The following is a 17,465-nucleotide window of genomic DNA, read 5'->3' as shown; positions in this document are numbered from 1 at the left end:
CTCTTCCCATTCCGAACAGAGAAGTTAAGCCCACCAGAGCCGATGGTACTGCGGTAACACGTGGGAGAGTAGGTCGGTGCCAAATCTTAAAGAAAGCCTGTAGGAAACTACAGGCTTTTCTTGTTTATAAGTAGTTTTTATTCAATGGTTCGTTTACTTTTACTTCTAGCCGGATTTCCCTGATAGATCATGTAATCGTCCATATCCTTTGTCGCCACCGATCCAACTGTTAGCATAGAATGTGTTTTTGCCCGCGTACCCGGGCATACTGTGGCTTTAGCACAAATCCATACGCCGTCTTCTAAAACAACCGCTGCAGTTATTAAATCAAATGTTGTTTTGCGATAGTTATGGTTCCCTGTCAATAACATAGCATGCTGTGATACACATACATGATTACCAATTACTACTTCATCTAAATTCTCAATCAGACAATTGGCTAACCAACTATGGTCACCAACAGTTAATTTCCATGGATATTTAATGTCTATATATGGTTTTATGCGCACATCTTTTCCTATTCTTGCCCCATATAACCTTAATACCGTAACAAGCACGGTGCTCCACGGTATTAGTCCCGATTTGAACAGCAATGAACTGGTCAGGTACCATAAGTGTATTTTCAAAGCTGATGCACCTGGGTCATACCCGGTTTTAGGGAATGCTTTTTTAAGCTGTGTAGTTTTCATAAAGATTCGGTTTTGGTTTTTCGTTGTTTAACCAGTAGTAACCTGCCAAAAGGATTAAGCCATAAGTGATATAGTTAAATAAATCGTGGGCGTTAAGCTTCAAGAGCATCGGACTGGGTTTCCAGTATAAGGCAACCAATGATAAGCGTAGCATGTTGAGCAATTGAAAACCTATGATGCCTGCAGTTAAAAAAATAAGTTTCTGACGTACCGGTTTCGGATAGGCCAATATAAATGCAGCATACACGCTTAATATTCCGTAACCCAGACAGGAGTACACTAGGATAAAACCAGACCTCCCCAATACGTGCAGCCGGTGTTCCTGTGTTGTTACCTCGTACCCCAATGTCTTTAACAGACACGCAGTACCGGAAATGTTAAAGTTCCGCCAGGCTTTAATGTAATTGAAATATTGATCCAGGTGCTCGCTATAATAACCTCCGGGTGTAGTTAGCCCGATAAAGACGATATTTATATAATAGAAGAGCAGGAATAGCGTTGGAAACATTATTACAAATTTAAAAGCAGGTAGTTTTGAAGTTTTATCTTTCACTTTCGCATCGTCTAAGCTTTTAGCCCGCAGGAGCTCCTCAATTTTCATATCAACAACCAACCTAAACCAAAATCCCTGCATGAAATGGAAAATTATACCTTTCCTTCCATCTAGTATACCTTTTTGTATAAACATTCTGTAACCGAAGTATCCAAATGTCCGGCTATAGGGTGGCAGTTTCCACCATAATTTTTTGAACCATGCCGTTTGTTCATCTGGTGTGCCCCAAAATCTGGGTTTAGTCAGCTGTAAGCGAATTTTTTGTTTACGCTCAATTTCTTCAGTAGCAAGCAGGTCGCTATATCGGTTATGCTTATCAATCCAAAAACTGATCTCATTCTCTTTCAGGTTTTCTTCCAACAAGTGCCCATTATTCCATTTTATCGTTTTGCCAGGCACGATGAAACGATGGTCCATATTTTCATTTAAATCTGAATACCCAATGCCGTATCTGAACATTTTTAACAGATATTTAGGATAATAACCGCCATGTTTGATCCATCTTCCCTGAAATATATTTTTGCGATTAAAGTAAATACCATTAATATTGTTATAATCCTGATCCTTAAAGGTAACCAGCTGCTGGTAAAGTTCTGGGCTAACGATTTGATCTGCATCTAATGCAATTACCCATGGTGTTTTGATGTCAAACAAGTGCAACGCTTTGTCCCACTGCTTTGGGTGGTTTTCAAAGGAGTGCATTACGTATTTTGTCTGGTATGCCTTACATATGGCCATGGTTTGATCTGTGCTTCCTGAATCTAATACGAAAATTTCGGTATGCAGACCAGACAACGATGTCAATAACCTTGGTAAATGGAGTTCTTCATTAAAGGTTAAGATGATGATAGAGAAGTCAGCTGCCATGGCTCAGGATTTGCTCGTACATTTTGATATATCTTAGGATAATTATTTTTGGGTCGTAATCTTTTTTAATGATCCTCGGAGCCTCTCTTTTTATATAAGCCCTTTTTTTATGGTCGTTGGCTGCCAATCTAATACAATTCATTAGTTCAGCAGGATTAGTCTTTGTGACCCAGCCAATATCATTTTTAAGAATATAGTCGGCCAGACCTACTTCTGAAGAAACAATAACTGGTGTACCTACAGCAAGACTTTCGACAACCACGTTTGCGAAATTTTCGTTGAAGGAAGGTAGAATAAGAAAATCACTTTTACGAAGTAAAACGAATTTATTTATGTCATCGACTTCACCCAACCAGTTGATTCTGTGATTGATGCGCAACACTTCGGTAAGTTTCTTCAGTTGTTGAATGTATTGGAAATCTCCTGTGCCCGCAATTGTTAAAGTCCATGGAAGGGTTAACGTGCTTAACGCAGCGAATAAGGCAAACAGGCCTTTCTTCTCTTCAATTCGCGATAGGAATAGCAAATCAATTCCCGAAGGGGAAAGTGTGTGAAAGGAGACAGCATGCTGAATCGGCGGGATATTAACGATGTTGGGAATGACATAGAGCCTTTTATATTGGACAGACAGACGACGAATATCGCTGGCTTCTTTTGTTGTGGTGGCATGAATACAAACATTTTCTAATAATTTTCGTCCCAGGTATTTATGAATAAGTGTTTTATACATCACATGTCTGTTATTATAAGTATAGGCAGTGAGCATTCCCCTTGTTGACAATAAAACCGGCACTTGATACCACCTGGAAATCATAAGTGCTGATAAGGAGACGATATTCCACCAGGAATGAATATGTACCAACAACTTATTTGAAGGTTCTTTCTGTGCAGCTTTGATCTGTTTCACGAGTTGCCATAATAAAGTGGGCGAAAAATGGGTATGGTCTTTCGTTAAACGTTTAAAATATTGTACATCGACATTGTCTACTTTTAATACTTTCTCTGTTTCCACAGGAAGTTCATTTTCACCATTAGCCGTAGTTGTAAGCACCTTTACATTAAAGTTACTGTTTAGTAGTTCCTCGCATAACTTAGAAATTGACCTTGTTGGTCCGCCATATATGTATGCTGGTTTATATGAGGGTGTAATTTGTAGTATGGTAATCATAGTGTGACTGCTTTTAAAAGGTTCATAAACTTTAAAGTATAAAACATGATCAGCATGAGAATAAATCCATAAACCAAGTTGTTTATTAGAAACTCCCAATTATTACCTCTCCAGAGTTGCTGAAACAGGCTGTTGAAAACGACTACACAACCTAATTCATACCCGCCGAAAAGTGCCTCTGATTTATTACAAAGCCATTGTGTAAGCATTCCGTATACAATCATTGACAATAAAACACCTATTGGTCCGACACTCAGGTATCCGTCGAACACTGGTCGGGTTTTTGCAGATACTGTGGATAACCTGTTAACAACTCTCGACTTATAAACACGCTCCATTGCAACTTTCTCTGTATTAGGTTTTTGTCTCCATAACGATCTGGGGATAAGGGCAAGCATTGCGTTGTTTATGATCGCTGTGCCATAATAGGGTTGGTGTGCCGGCGTATATTTAACATATTGAGAAAACATGCTAATTTCACTCAATCTGTTGGTAAGGAACTCCCAATTGTTATGGAGGATTTGGTCTTGATTACTACCTCCCGTTAAGGTTTCATAAGCTTCTATTCTTGCGGCTTCCTTGCTTTTGTTTCCATTCCAAGATTCTGTTCTGATGATGGTAGTTAATGTTGGTAAGCTATACAACAGCAGGTACATACCTGGAAGAATGAATAGGATTACAGTTCTTTTATAATAAGGATAGGCTATGAATGTGATGGTTATAAAGGAAACTATTATTATTTCTTTGAAACCTGTTAATGTTGCGCCCAGGAGGTGAAATCCGAATAACACACCGCCAAACAAAGCTATAAATGGTTTTTTATAAACGATACCCCTCATGAGAAGTAGTGCTTGAGTGGTAGTTGCCAGGGTTAATAAATAATATTTGAATTGAACGAACATTGGCATATAACTTAGTGCGAAGGCAGCCATCGTGGCAATCAAACTCCATTTAATTAGAAAAGGGTCAATTTGGATGCGAAGTTGGTATTTATATTCAGGGGTAGGTTTTATATTTATGATCATACCCGCAACTAGTCCTATGTGGCCAAGGAGTGCTAGCCTCTGGCATTTAGCCAGGAGATAGGTTTGTTCATTGATCATAAAAGGAATAATACTTTGCTTTTTAAAATAGGTATATCCGAGGTGGTCTGCAAAGAAAAAAACAGAGGTACAGCACATAAATCCTGCAAAGATCAGATGAATGATTATCATAGGTTTCATTACTTCATCTGTTGACTGAATACACTTTAACGGTGACCAAATGGTGAGATAAAATATAAAAAACGAGCCGAGATAGGCGATAAAAAAAGACAGCACCGGATGGTGTGTAAAAAGGAGTGCAAGAAACCATGGGATACTGCAACACAGTATAATATTCAGTTTATATTGTTGTACTTTATGCATACAAACAGTTAATAATAGCTTTGGATTGGTTATTGAAGTTCCACTTACTGATATCAAGGGCTGCCTGCTCTCCAGCCTTTTTTAATAAAAGAGGCTGTCTTAAGAAATATTCCAGCTTTTGCTTTAAATCATATACATCCTGATGTTTAAAAGTTCCGCCATTGTAAGGCGTAATCAGGTCTACGGCTGCACCGCATCTATCTGAAACTAAAACTGCTTTTCCACATGCCATTGCCTCGTTAATCGAAAGACCCCAGGTTTCGTGATTAGAGGGCAGACAGAACAAGTCAGCAGCTTTGTAGAAAGCAGGAATATCTTGTTGATTCTGAAAAGGAAGTACGTGTATATGATTCCAGCGCCTGGCTGCATTCTGCAGGATACCACCTGTTAGTCCACTACCAACAAATAGCAGATGAGTATTTGGAACGTTTGTCTGAAGAAAAGCATCGAGTAATAATAATGGATTTTTGTTTTTTGTAAACTTTCCTGCAAATAAGACCAGAAGGTCGTTTTGTTTTAAACCTAAGTTGGCCCTAACAGATAATGAAGGTTCATGACTGGAGAATCGTTTGTTATCAATGGCATGAGGCGCAAATATTAACTGCGAGTCTTTCAAACCATATTTTTTGAAATAATCCTTGTTCCTAGTTCCGGTATACAGTGCAGTTTGCACATGTGTATATACCCATCTCAATCCATATTCCTTTAACGGTATACGGTACCATGGTACGTTTCCTAAGAGGTTAGAGTCGCCCCTGAAAAGGATTGGTATTCTATTTTTGAAATGAATTAAGATCTGAAGGTGTGAACTGGAAGCCCAGCCATAAATCAATATATAATGTGGGTTGAACTCAATTAGGTTTTCAATTACAGATTTTTGTCCGTTAAAAGTATAGTCATAACCTTCCAATAAAGGAATATCCCAGATAATTTCCTGTCGGAAACCGGGGTCAAAGAATTGCCGCTTTTTCGCTGTGTAAAATACTTTCAATTCAACTTCTTTCGCCAATAACTGAAAAACTGGCGCATAGTATTGAACAGGATGGGTGGTTACCAAAGCTAGTTTCATATTTTGTTTATAAATGGAGTGAGTAGTTGTTTAACCTTATCATGGTATGATGGAAAACTGAAGTGTTCCATACATGTTTTTTGTAAGTATTTTGCCCTCACATCGTCATGCTCTTTTTGTAATGTAGCTAGTATGGCATGAACGAGTTGGCGGTTGCTATTTGGCTCAACCTGGGTTCCGATTCGCCCATTTAATACAGCTTCGGAACTTCCATCAACATTTCCACAAATGATTTTACATCCACATGCAGCAGCTTCCAGAAACACTAATCCAAAGCCCTCTTTCTTACTAACAAGAATAAAGATATCGGCAAGTAAATAGTGACTGCTAAGTTCTTCGTCGTCAATGTATCCAACTAAAAGCACATGTTCTTGTAGTTTTTTAGCTATAATTAAATCTTTCAAACGTGCCATTTCTATTGTATCAGCTTTCCCGGCCAGCAGGTAACAGATGTTGGGATTTGCTTGTAAGAGTGAAGGCATGGCATTTAATACCTGGTCATAACCTTTATCCTGTTCATGAACTGTCAAACGGCAAATGCTTAATAAAATAAGGCTTTCACTTTTTATGTTGTACCGTTCTAAAAGAAAAGAGGGCCTTCTAAAAATATGGGGTGGTTCGAAAAATGGATCAAGGCAGTTGGGTAACACATAAACATTTTTGCCATGTAATCCATGTTGCTCCCGAATTTTATTAGCTGTAAAGTGACTTACTGACCACAGTTGGCAGTGCTTTTTTAGGAAAGCAATTTTCCACCATGAAACTGGCCTCCATACTTCAATTCCATGAGCCAAGACAATAATTTGAGTCTTAGGATTAATTAACTTTATAAGCCAAGCAATGGGCAGCAGGTTAATGTGGCTAAGTATGACGACTTTCGCTCTTATAGACTGTCTAATGGAATGAATACAAAATCTTAATCGTTGGTAACTGAATCCTTTAAAGGTGTTAATAGCCAGATATCGAGCGTCCAGGTGAGAAGGATGATCACCTAACGAAAATACTTGAAAGTGGGCGGGTGGGGGACAGAGTTTACTTAACGACATACTTAAGGTTCTGCACACCTTTTGTATGCCTCCGGTATCACCAAACATAGTTAATGTTAGAAAGAGAACCTTTGTTGAACTTTGTATCATGAGGAGTGGTTAATCAATTTGTAATAGCGATCATAAACCTGTTTATTTGATGAGAGGTTATAATATCTTTTTGGCTGCTGATCCTCTTTAAAAGCATTCAGTACAATTGCCATGTGGCGTAAATTAAAATCTTTAGCCAGGCGATCAGGTAAGGTGGCAGCACTTAATCGGGATTTTCCATAACGCAGTACAAAAAAATTGATGTCCGCCATTCTCATTAGCGGAATACTGTCTGAAACTAAGCCTACTGGTGCTGAGTCGAGAATAATAAAATCATACTTCTTTTTCAGGGTATCTAAAAGATGGCTCATGTGATCCGAATGAAGAAGTTCGGCCGGGTGATTTGGAACAGGGCCTGCAGGTATAAAATCGAGGTTGTTGTACTTAGTAGTGGCGCAAAGGGCCTCTAAAGATAACTTACCTTCTAGATAGCTACTTAAACCTTTGTCTTTGCTCATCTGGAAAGTTTTATGGAGTTGTGATTTCCTTAAATCTGTAGCAATAATGAGTACTTTCTTATTAATTAAACAGAGTGTCCCAGCCAGATTTAAGGAAGTAAATGATTTGCCTTCTCCAGCAATTTCTGAGGTAATACAAATCACCTGGCTATGTTTTCCGTCTACGAGATAATCAAGGTTTGCCCGCATGGCTCTTATGGATTCAGAGAACAGAGAAGCCGGGCTTTCTATAGAAATTATTCTATTGTTATCTTGTATTCCAATATGGTTTCTGATAGATCCAATGATAGGTATATCAGAATTGTGTTCAATACTCTCTATTTCATATAAAAAGGGATTTAATTTTCGCATTGCGAAAATGAATACGATTCCCAGAATAAAACCTGCAATTGTAAAATCTTTATAAATACTTGCTGTTATCGGATAGATGGGTTTAACGCCTAATATAGCCTGATCAATGATCTGTGCCCCTGAGGTAACGGATGCAGTCGAAATATGAGCTTCAAGCTTTTTCTCAGATAGGTAATTATATACTTTTTGATTGACGTCATAGTCAGACTGCAAGTTGATGAAAGTGCTTTCTAACGCTGGAATGGTTTCTATACTTTTTCTGATCGTGGTGATTTGTCCACTGAGATGGCTATGAATTTTTTTGTTTTTAATGTGCTGGCTGTTAATATTATTGATCATAGCGTTTTTAATTGACAGAAGCTCGTTGTCTATCTGAAATATGACTTCCGACTGTGCCGGAGCTCCTGTAAGGTCTTTTGTTCTTTGATCAAGTAAGAAATTGTATTTCTGAATTAGTCCGGTTAACTGAGGGTCTTCCACGCCTTGCAAATTAAAGTTGGGGTTATTCAGTTCTTGGTTACTTTTGAGGTTGTTTTGAAGCTCCATTGTCAACAGGCTTTGAATTTCAAGACGTTGTAACTCTGCTTCTAAAGCACTGAGCCTTTGGAGTAAGGTCTCGCCACTAGACGACATGTTTAACATTTGATTGGCTGTTTTAAACTGCTGCATGCGCTCAGCCGATTTTTGTAAAACTAGCGCCATGTTCTTAAGCAATGTATCGATATAGTATGATGTCTGGCTAATGGAAACTGAGCGTTGCAATTTATCGTAGGCCTGGTATTCTTTCAAAATGGCATTCAAAATATCTCTCGCGAAATAGGGATTGGGATCCGTATAATGGAGGTTTAGGATATTCGTGTTTTGGTTGTCATCAATGATTAAAGATTGTGTTACCTGGGCCAACGTATTGTTTAGGTCATTAATTTTGAAATAATAAGCTTTATCATGCCGCGATGTAATAGCATTAACAATAAAAGTAAACCCATTTAAGTTTAGCTTTTTCCCATAAGTATGTCGCCCGATTATCCTGCTATCGTTCAGTGTGTAACTCAACTTGTATTCCTTCTGATTAATTCCCTCAATCTGAAAAAGTGTATTTCTAATTTTTCCTTTTGGAATTCGAAGGATGTAAATGTCGACTGGTTTTTGGGGATAAATAGATGTAATCCTGTAGTAGTCCCCTGCCGTATAGAATTCCACTGGGTAATGTAATGCTGCTATTGCTTTTGTTAAAACATTCCGTGAGTAAAGGATTGATTTTTCAGATTCAGATTTACTGCTTCTGTCATAGATGTTTCGGATACTGATCAATTCAGATAATTCGGATTTATTATCGTCTACTTTGATCGATGCATCTGAGTGGTAATCTGGGATAGCCATTTTTAGAAATACAAAAGCACCTATAGCAGATAGTGCTACCGCTGTTAATATATAATACCATTTGTCGGTTATTATTTTATAATAACTTAAATAATTAATGTCACGATCCATGTTTCTAATGTAATTCGATTATTATTATAAATAATAATTTAAAATAATATTTTTTGTATACAATTAATTTGAATTAAGTTAGGGTGAATTGATTGTATAATTATGAAAGTTAGCATTGTTACTGTTGTGTTAAATTGCGCAGAGTTTATTGCCGGGTGTATACAGTCTGTATTACAGCAGCAGGAAGCAGATATCGAGTATATTGTAATCGATGGTGGATCAAGTGACGGAACAATAGAGATAATTTCACAATACCTAGAAGGTATATCGATTTTCATTTCAGAGAAAGATGAAGGGTATTACAGTGCGTTAAACCGTGGAATCCAGTTAGCCACAGGAGATATTGTTGGGGTGCTGAATGCAGATGATATATTAGCTGATCCCTATGTGATTTCGTGTATCATAGGCTGTTTCAGTTATTCAGCTTGTGATGCGATATATGGAAATCTGGTATATACAGCACGTCATAATATTAATGTAGTGATAAGAAATTGGCGATCCAATTCTTTTCTTCCATCGTCTATAAAATACGGATGGATGCCTCCACACCCAACTTTATATTTAAGGAAAGAAGTATTTCATTCTCACGGTTTATACGCAAGGAATTTTGGTTTATCAGCCGATTATGATATGATTATTAGGCTGTTTTCTAAAAAAGGAATTCGGAGTGTGTTCTTAGACCGCTTAATTGTAAGGATGCGATCAGGGGGCGTAAGTAACCGTGGCGTGAAACAATTATGGATGGCTGTCATTGCAGATTATAAAGTATTGGTATTTAATCAGGTTTCTCAACCTTTTGTGGCACTGGCTGGAAAAAAAATAAGAAAATTAAAACAATTTATCTGATGCATTACTACATCTGCTCCGCTCTTTCATTTTTAATGGCCATAACCTTTGTGCCATTGATTATAAAATTATCGTTTAAGTACCATGTTTTTGATAGGAATGTCGTAGGGAGTGGTGTTACCACATCCAGGTTGGGCGGTATTGCTGTTTTCCTCAGCTTTTTTATCTCTATTTGCATGCTTATTTCTCTGCGTGGTGCCTACCACGCCTATTTAACTTTAATTCCGTTAATTTTACTTTTCCTTGTGGGTCTTTATGATGATCTTTTTAACCTAACTGCACTCCTAAAATTATCTTTTCAAGTCCTTGTTGCCTTCCTTGCAACTTTCTATTGGGGAGTTGTTCCATTCAATAATCTGATTGATTTCTCCTTATGGAACTCGGTCGGCTGTCATCTTTTATCCATGATATTTATAATTTTCATGATAAATGCCTTTAACCTGATTGATGGAATAGATGGTTTAGCCGCTGTGCAGGGAATTATTGTGATTGCGTTAATTGCCATTGGTTTAGTTATTTATGGTGATTATCAATACGCAGCGGCAGCATTTATATTTTGCAGTGCACTAACTGGTTTCTTATTCTTCAACATTTCTCCAGCAACAATCTATTTGGGTGATTCTGGATCCATGATAACTGGTTTTATGGCCGTGATTTTTTCTTTTAGGCTTTTAGCCTTAGAAAGAGAAATATCAGGATTTATCCATCTGAATAATGTGTATGTACTGGCCTTGTTTATAGTGCCGCTATACGACGCTTGCAGAGTGGTTATCCTACGCTTGTTAAAACGACAGTCACCTTTCAAAAGAGATCAAAACCATATTCATCACCGACTTAGGTTATTGGGTTGGAGTGATGGACAAATTGTTCTTGCAGTGAACGCCTACACGATAGTTATGGTGCTGATAACCTTTTCATTTCAAGGGCTAAGTGAATCGTTGCAAATGCTTATTTTATTTTTAACAGCGGGATTAACAAACAGAATGCTTGAACATAAACTGCACATAGAAGCATTCAGGATTAGAATAAACAGAAATATCTGATATCTATTTAGATTATCGGTATTTTTGCCGCCTGATGAATATGAAAATAGCTATTAATGGTTTCGGTAGGATTGGACGTATGTTTTTACGTCGCGCATTAAAAGAGAATCTCGAGATCGTTGCCATTAATGACCTTGCTGATGCAAAGACTCTGGCGCATCTGTTTAAATATGACACTGTTCATGGAGGATTTAGTGGAGAGGTGAATATAGAAGGCAATACCATTGTAATCAACGGCAGAAGGATTCTAACTTATGCTAACCCTCGGGCAGAGGATTTGCCCTGGAGCGAATTAGATATTGATATCGTACTTGAAGCCACTGGCAAACACACGAGCAAAGATAAAGCATCATTACATTTGTTAGCTGGTGCAAAGCAAGTTATCATTTCAGCACCTGCTTTAGATAAGGATATACCCATGGTTATTTTGGGTGTAAATGATGGTCTCGTGGATTTATCTGCACCCATCTTATCAAATGCATCTTGTACTACCAATAATGTTGCACCAATGGTAAAGTTATTGGATGACAACTGGGGGATTGCAGATGGTTATATCACCACGGTACATTCTATGACAGGTGACCAAAGTTTACACGATGCTCCTCATAAAGATCTCCGTAGAGCAAGAGCAGCTTCTGCGTCCATTATTCCTACAACTACAGGTGCGGCTAAAGCTATTACTAATGCATTTCCACATTTAACTGGGAAACTTGGTGGTGCCGGCATCCGTGTGCCTGTGTTAAATGGGTCATTGACTGATTTTACCTGTATCTTAAAGAAACCCGCCTCTATCCAGGAAATTAATCAAGTGTTTAAATATGCGTCTGAGCATGAAATGAACACTGTGTTGGAATATACAGCAGATCCTATTGTGTCTGTTGATATTATAGATAATCCTCATTCTTGTATTTTTGATTCGCTACTCACTTCAATAGTAGGCGACCTGGTAAAAGTGGTTGGCTGGTACGATAATGAAGCGGGTTATTCGGCTAGACTGGTTGATTTAATTAAAAAAATTGAAGTCCAGAACAGCTAAATTTTTCGCAATTCATGAGTTAATAGCTATGATGGTTCTTATATTTGATTTTATACAACTTAAACAAGATTATGAATACAATAGATCAATGCAACTTTAATGATAAAAAAGCACTTGTAAGAGTGGATTTCAATGTGCCTTTAGATAAAGACTTTAATATTACAGATGATAAGCGCATGCGTGCAGCATTACCCACTATAAATAAGATTCTTAACGATGGTGGCGCTGTTATTTTGATGTCTCATTTAGGAAGACCAAAAGGTGGACCTGAAGATAAATATTCCTTAAAGCATATTGTTGGTGATTTATCTAGAATGCTTGACCTGGAAGTAAAGTTTGCTGATGATTGTATTGGCCCAGACGCTATTGAAAAGGCCCGTAATCTTGTTCCCGGTCAGGTGTTGTTATTAGAGAATTTACGCTTTCATCCAGAAGAGGAAAAGGGGGATAAAGTTTTTGCAAGTAAATTAGCTGAACTAGGTGACGTCTATGTAAATGATGCTTTTGGTACTGCTCACCGCGCTCATGCGTCTACCGCAATTGTTGCTGAATTCTTTCCTCATGCCAAATACTTTGGTTATTTAATGGCTGAAGAGTTGAAAAATGCAGAGAAAGTGAATCACCACGCAGAAAAGCCCTTTACAGCTATAATGGGTGGGGCAAAGGTTTCTGATAAAATTCTTTTGATTGAAAGTTTATTAGATAAAGTTGATAATTTGATAATTGGTGGCGGTATGGCTTATACTTTTGCTAAAGCACAGGGTGGTGAAATTGGTACCTCATTGTTAGAAGAAGACCGGATGCCACTTTGCCTTGAATTATTGGAAAAAGCTAAAGTTAAGGGCGTGAAAATCATCTTACCACTTGATACCGTGATTGCAGACAAATTTGATAACAATGCAGCTAAACAAGAGGTGAACACAGGAGAAATACCTGAGGGATGGATGGGATTGGATATTGGTCCTAAAACCATTGCTTTATTTACTGAGGTTATCGGAAAATCTAAAACCTTGTTATGGAACGGACCAATGGGTGTTTTTGAAATGGAAAACTTCGCTTATGGCACCCGTGCAATTGCTGATGCAGTGGTTGTTGCTACACAGGAAAATGATGCTTTTTCTTTAATAGGTGGTGGTGATTCTGCTGCCGCAATTGCCAAATTCAAGTTAGAAGATAAAGTGAGTTATGTGTCGACTGGAGGAGGAGCACTGCTTGAATACATGGAAGGAAAGGAATTACCTGGCGTAAAGGCGATTAATTCTTAATAGTTTGAGTTAAAAAATAACTTTTAAAGAAAAAAATACACGACGGCACCCAGATTACTGGGTGCCGTTATTGTTCCTCTAAACCTCATTTAAGCCTTTAAATGGAATTTATTAAAGTAAATGAAATATGTTGAAAACTTTTTGTGGTAAGATGTGGTAAAAAGTGGTAGAAGTGCCTATTTTTACACTACATAAAAAGTGTACATATTAGAATGGACCAACTATTAGGAGAATTTGATTGTAAGTTAGATGCGAAAGGCCGCTTAATGGTTCCTTCGAGTCTAAAAAAACAATTGCCTAATGTGGAGCAGGAAGGTCTAGTGATCAATAGAGGTTTTGAAAAACACCTGGTCATTTATCCTAAAAAAGTATGGCGGGGTATTGTTGAAGATTTAAGCAAGTTGAATGCTTATGAACAGAAAACCAGAGAGTTTATTCGCTACTTCACCAGGGGAGCAACTGAGTTAACGTTGGATGCAACAGGCCGTGTTAATTTGCCCAAGTCCTTGTTGGAGTCGGTTGGGATATCTATAAACACTGAAATTGTACTGGCTTGCCAGTTTGATAAAATAGAAGTATGGTCAAAAGCTGCTTATGAAGCATTGTTCGACCAGGAGCCGGCAAATTTTTCCAGTTTGGCGGAGGAAGTGATGGGAAATTTGAAAAGGAGGGATGATGGAAAATAATTACCATGTGCCAGTATTGCTTCATGCATGTATTGAAGGTTTAAACATTAAGCCAGATGGAGTATACGTAGATGTTACATTTGGCGGTGGTGGACACTCGAAAGAAATATTAAAAAGACTTAACAAAGACGGTGTTTTAATCGCATTTGATCAAGATCCAGATGCACAAAGAAATAAAATTGCTGATCCTCGTTTTCTGTTCGTAGATCAAAATTTTGCGTTTTTAAGGAATAACCTTCGTTTGTTGGGTTTCAAAAAGGTAGACGGTATACTTGCAGACCTGGGTGTCTCTTCGCACCAGTTCAATGAACCTGAAAGGGGGTTTTCTACGCGTTTTGAATCTTCTCTTGATATGCGTATGGATCAACAGGGTGAACTTACTGCTGCTGATGTATTGAATAAGTATGCCGAGGAAGACCTTCACAAGATCTTCGGTATTTATGGTGAGGTAAAGAATGCGAAGTCTTTAGCACGTGCAATAGCCACAGCTAGAATGGCTGCTCCAATATTAACGCTTGCTGATTTTAAAAAAGCAATCGCAGCACATATACCAAAAGGAAAAGAGAATAAATACATGGCGCAAGTATTTCAAGCCTTGCGTATAGAAGTTAATGGTGAGATAAAAGTGCTGGAAAGCTTTCTAGAGCAAACGGCTGAGGTGCTTAAACCCGGTGGTCGATTGGTGGTAATGTCGTACCATTCTCTGGAAGATCGTCCGGTAAAGAATTTCCTGGCGAAAGGTAAATTCAGAGGTGAGGTAGAAAAAGATTTTTTCGGCAATCAACAGAAGCCTTTCACAGTAATTACGAGAAAGGCTATTGTGGCTGACGATGATGAGTTGGTAAAGAACAGCCGTGCACGTAGTGCTAAGCTAAGAATTGGGGAAAAATTATGAGTAACCGATTTTTAAAAAATAGCGGTAAAGAATTAAATGAGGATGAAGAACTAGCGTTAAAAGTTAAAGAAGGAAAGGTAAAAAAGTCAGGGCAGTCTACTGCGGCCTTTTTTAAAAAACTATTAACAGAGGGTGTTGTCACCAAGGAAGCTGCGACAGAGATGTTGCCGTTTTTGTTGTTTATATCCTTTTTATGTATGCTTTACATTGCCAATAGTCATATGGCAGTGAAAAACATTAGGGATATCGACAAATTAAGTAAAGAAGTAAAAGAATTAAGTTGGGAGTATAAATCTTTGAAAGCGGACCTCATGTTTAAAAGTAAGCTTACTGAGGTGGCGAAAAAGGTAGATACCTTAGGTATAAAAGTATTAACTGTGCCTCCAAAAAAACTAATAGTAGGTAACGATGAACATTAGGGCGAATATCTTATTGCGTGTTTATCTGTCTTTTGGACTGATTGTGCTGTTTGCCGTGGCAGTATTGGTCAGACTATGCGATGTGCAATTTGTAGAGGGACCGAAATGGCGTGCCATGGCCGATAGTCTCTCTACAAAGTACATTAATGTAGAAGCTGCACGGGGCAACATTTATTCAAATGATGGAAGTTTGTTGGCTACTTCAGTTCCGGAATATGAATTGCGCATGGATGCTTTTGCTGGTGGAATTCAGGATGATGACGTATTTTATAGTAAGGTAGATTCGTTGGCTCAACATTTATCCGGTTTTTTTAAAGATAAAACACCGAAAGAATACGCCAGGATGTTGCGTATAGCACGCAGAGACAGCTCACGTTATTTATTGCTTAAAAGAAAGGTTAATTACCAGGACCTTAAAAAGGTACGTACCTTTCCTCTGTTTAATGTTGGTAAATATACAGGAGGCTTAATCGCTATTCAGCAGAATAAAAGAATATTACCTTTTCAGGCCCTAGCCGCCCGGACAATCGGTTACAAGAATAAAAACGTTTCAAATGCTGTTGGACTGGAAGGTGCTTACAGTGAGTATATTAATGGAGAAAGCGGGAAAAGGCTTGTGCAGCGGATTTCAGGAGGCGTTTGGATGCCAGTAAATGAAGAGGCTGAGATTGCGCCTAAAGACGGTGCAGATATCATATCGACAATTGATATTAACATGCAGGATCTTGCGCAAAATGCCCTGGAAAAACAATTGATTGCGAGCGATGCGCATCATGGTTCCGTTATCTTAATGGAGGTAGCTACGGGAGAAATCAGAGCGGTGGCTAATTATACGCGGGTATCGAAGGGTGTTTATAAAGAGCTTTTCAATTATGCAATTGCGGGTAATCAAGACCCTGGGTCTACGTTTAAACTCGCTTCCTACATGGCGTTGTTGGAAGATAAAAAGGTTGATACCAATACCTTAATCGGAACAGGAAATTACAAGATTCCTGGACATACCATTCGTGATTCTCACGGGAGTATTGGTGTTGTTACCGTGAAAAGAGCTTTTGAAGAATCATCAAATGCGGCAATAGCACAAATGGTAAATGAGCATTACAGAGAGAACCAGTCTGAGTTCACCGACCACTTGTATAATTGGCATTTAAACGAAAAATTAGATCTTCAGATTCCGGGTGAGGCACAGCCGGTGGTTAAAAATCCAAAGAATAAGAGCTGGAACAAAAACATGACCCTGCCACAAATGGCGTATGGATATGAAATGCAGCTTACGCCATTAAAGTTATTGTCTTTTTATAATGCCGTAGCTAATGATGGGAAGTATGTGGCTCCCATTTTTGTGAAAGAAGTGAGAAGGCTTGGAAATCCAATTGAGCAATTTCAGGCCAGGGTTATCAATGAACAAATTGCGTCCAAGGAAACTATACGTAAAGCACAGGCATTACTGGAAGGTGTATTCTTAAATGGCACAGGCAAAAGCCTTGCCTCCCCGCATTACCGTATCGCTGGTAAAACCGGTACCGCTCAAGTGGCCGATGCGAACAGGGGATATCGTGCTAAAAAACAATATCAATCATCTTTTTGTGGTTATTTCCCTGCCGATAAGCCAAAATATTCTTTAATGGTTACAATCAATGATCCAAAAGGACTGTATTATGCAGCATTGGTTGCTGGTCCACCATTTCGTGAAATTGCCGATAGGATATATGCCAGCGATATGCAGATGTATAATGAAGTTACGGAACGTTTGGTTGGTCATACGGTATATCCGGCAGCAAAAGCAGGTCGGTCAACTGATATTAAGAAAGTTTATCAATCATTAGGTATCAAAGCGCTATATGCGGCCAAATCTCCCTATTTCAATAGCATAGATACCAGTAATGGATTAGTTTATCAGGAATACAAGGATGTGAAAGGCCAGATGCCAAATGTTTATGGTATGGGACTTAAGGATGCGTTATACCTGGTTGGAAACGCGGGTTTAAAGGCCAGGGTTAAAGGGAGTGGCAAAGTAGTTAGTCAATCTATACCTGCAGGAAGTAAAATAGGAAAAGGCCTGGCCGTTCAAATTGAATTAAAATAAA

At 38.4% G+C, this 17,465-nt stretch carries 15 protein-coding genes and 1 rRNA gene; 9 read left to right on the top strand and 7 right to left on the bottom strand.

The window, feature by feature from the left end; genetic code table 11:
- Positions 1–85, top strand: a 5S ribosomal RNA gene (gene rrf, locus ACR2F3_RS00295); the annotation flags it as partial.
- A 52-nt stretch (positions 86–137) separates the two neighbouring features.
- On the opposite strand, the gene ACR2F3_RS00290 is transcribed toward rrf, so the two are convergent.
- Genes ACR2F3_RS00290 through ACR2F3_RS00260 form a run of 7 tightly spaced genes read right to left on the bottom strand, consistent with a single transcriptional unit; the run spans position 138 to position 9,188 of the window.
- Entirely contained in the window at positions 138–689 is a 552-nt protein-coding gene (locus ACR2F3_RS00290; RefSeq protein WP_432707986.1) for a WcaF family extracellular polysaccharide biosynthesis acetyltransferase, read from the bottom strand.
- Positions 670–2,109: an exosortase Y gene (xrtY, locus tag ACR2F3_RS00285; RefSeq protein WP_432707985.1), complete on the bottom strand. Its 1,440-nt coding sequence runs from the start codon at positions 2,107–2,109 to the stop codon at positions 670–672. Before xrtY ends, ACR2F3_RS00290 begins: the two co-directional genes overlap by 20 nt.
- Positions 2,099–3,277, bottom strand: a complete 1,179-nt coding sequence (locus tag ACR2F3_RS00280; protein ID WP_432707984.1) for an XrtY-associated glycosyltransferase XYAG1 — start codon at positions 3,275–3,277, stop codon at positions 2,099–2,101. Before ACR2F3_RS00280 ends, xrtY begins: the two co-directional genes overlap by 11 nt.
- Complete coding sequence (locus tag ACR2F3_RS00275; protein ID WP_432707983.1) at positions 3,274–4,683, bottom strand: exosortase Y-associated Wzy-like protein; 1,410 nt, start codon at positions 4,681–4,683, stop codon at positions 3,274–3,276. Before ACR2F3_RS00275 ends, ACR2F3_RS00280 begins: the two co-directional genes overlap by 4 nt.
- Positions 4,676–5,752, bottom strand: coding sequence for a glycosyltransferase family 4 protein (locus tag ACR2F3_RS00270; protein WP_432707982.1), 1,077 nt, complete (start codon positions 5,750–5,752; stop codon positions 4,676–4,678). The genes ACR2F3_RS00275 and ACR2F3_RS00270 overlap by 8 nt, the downstream gene beginning before the upstream one ends.
- On the bottom strand, positions 5,749–6,888 hold the full coding sequence (locus ACR2F3_RS00265; RefSeq protein WP_432707981.1) for a glycosyltransferase family 4 protein: 1,140 nt from the start codon (positions 6,886–6,888) through the stop codon (positions 5,749–5,751). Before ACR2F3_RS00265 ends, ACR2F3_RS00270 begins: the two co-directional genes overlap by 4 nt.
- Positions 6,885–9,188, bottom strand: a complete 2,304-nt coding sequence (locus tag ACR2F3_RS00260; RefSeq protein WP_432707980.1) for a GumC family protein — start codon at positions 9,186–9,188, stop codon at positions 6,885–6,887. The genes ACR2F3_RS00265 and ACR2F3_RS00260 overlap by 4 nt, the downstream gene beginning before the upstream one ends.
- Before the next feature lie 102 nt (positions 9,189–9,290).
- Between ACR2F3_RS00260 and ACR2F3_RS00255 the strand changes: the two genes are divergently transcribed.
- From ACR2F3_RS00255 to ACR2F3_RS00220, 8 genes are all read left to right on the top strand, one after another.
- A complete protein-coding gene (locus tag ACR2F3_RS00255; protein ID WP_432707979.1) occupies positions 9,291–10,034 on the top strand; it encodes a glycosyltransferase family 2 protein in 744 nt (247 codons plus the stop codon).
- Between the two features lie 56 nt (positions 10,035–10,090).
- On the top strand, positions 10,091–11,077 hold the full coding sequence (locus tag ACR2F3_RS00250) for an MraY family glycosyltransferase (protein WP_432707978.1): 987 nt from the start codon (positions 10,091–10,093) through the stop codon (positions 11,075–11,077).
- A gap of 40 nt (positions 11,078–11,117) precedes the next feature.
- Positions 11,118–12,113 (top strand): type I glyceraldehyde-3-phosphate dehydrogenase, encoded by a 996-nt coding sequence (gene gap, locus ACR2F3_RS00245; RefSeq protein ID WP_432707977.1) that lies wholly within the window; start codon positions 11,118–11,120, stop codon positions 12,111–12,113.
- A 71-nt stretch (positions 12,114–12,184) separates the two neighbouring features.
- Positions 12,185–13,378: a phosphoglycerate kinase gene (locus ACR2F3_RS00240; protein WP_432707976.1), complete on the top strand. Its 1,194-nt coding sequence runs from the start codon at positions 12,185–12,187 to the stop codon at positions 13,376–13,378.
- Between the two features lie 212 nt (positions 13,379–13,590).
- Complete coding sequence (gene mraZ / locus ACR2F3_RS00235) at positions 13,591–14,064, top strand: division/cell wall cluster transcriptional repressor MraZ (RefSeq protein ID WP_432707975.1); 474 nt, start codon at positions 13,591–13,593, stop codon at positions 14,062–14,064.
- Positions 14,054–14,959 (top strand): 16S rRNA (cytosine(1402)-N(4))-methyltransferase RsmH, encoded by a 906-nt coding sequence (gene rsmH, locus ACR2F3_RS00230; RefSeq protein WP_432707987.1) that lies wholly within the window; start codon positions 14,054–14,056, stop codon positions 14,957–14,959. The genes mraZ and rsmH overlap by 11 nt, the downstream gene beginning before the upstream one ends.
- Complete coding sequence (locus tag ACR2F3_RS00225) at positions 14,956–15,378, top strand: FtsL-like putative cell division protein (protein ID WP_432707974.1); 423 nt, start codon at positions 14,956–14,958, stop codon at positions 15,376–15,378. Before rsmH ends, ACR2F3_RS00225 begins: the two co-directional genes overlap by 4 nt.
- Positions 15,368–17,464, top strand: coding sequence for a penicillin-binding protein (locus ACR2F3_RS00220; RefSeq protein ID WP_432707973.1), 2,097 nt, complete (start codon positions 15,368–15,370; stop codon positions 17,462–17,464). Before ACR2F3_RS00225 ends, ACR2F3_RS00220 begins: the two co-directional genes overlap by 11 nt.
- Position 17,465 lies beyond the last annotated feature (1 nt).

It is taken from the genome of Pedobacter sp. (assembly GCF_045627485.1).
Lineage (GTDB): Bacteria > Bacteroidota > Bacteroidia > Sphingobacteriales > Sphingobacteriaceae > Pedobacter.
The sequence above is the reverse complement of the archived record's forward strand: the minus strand, read 5'-3'. Positions and strand labels throughout refer to the sequence as shown.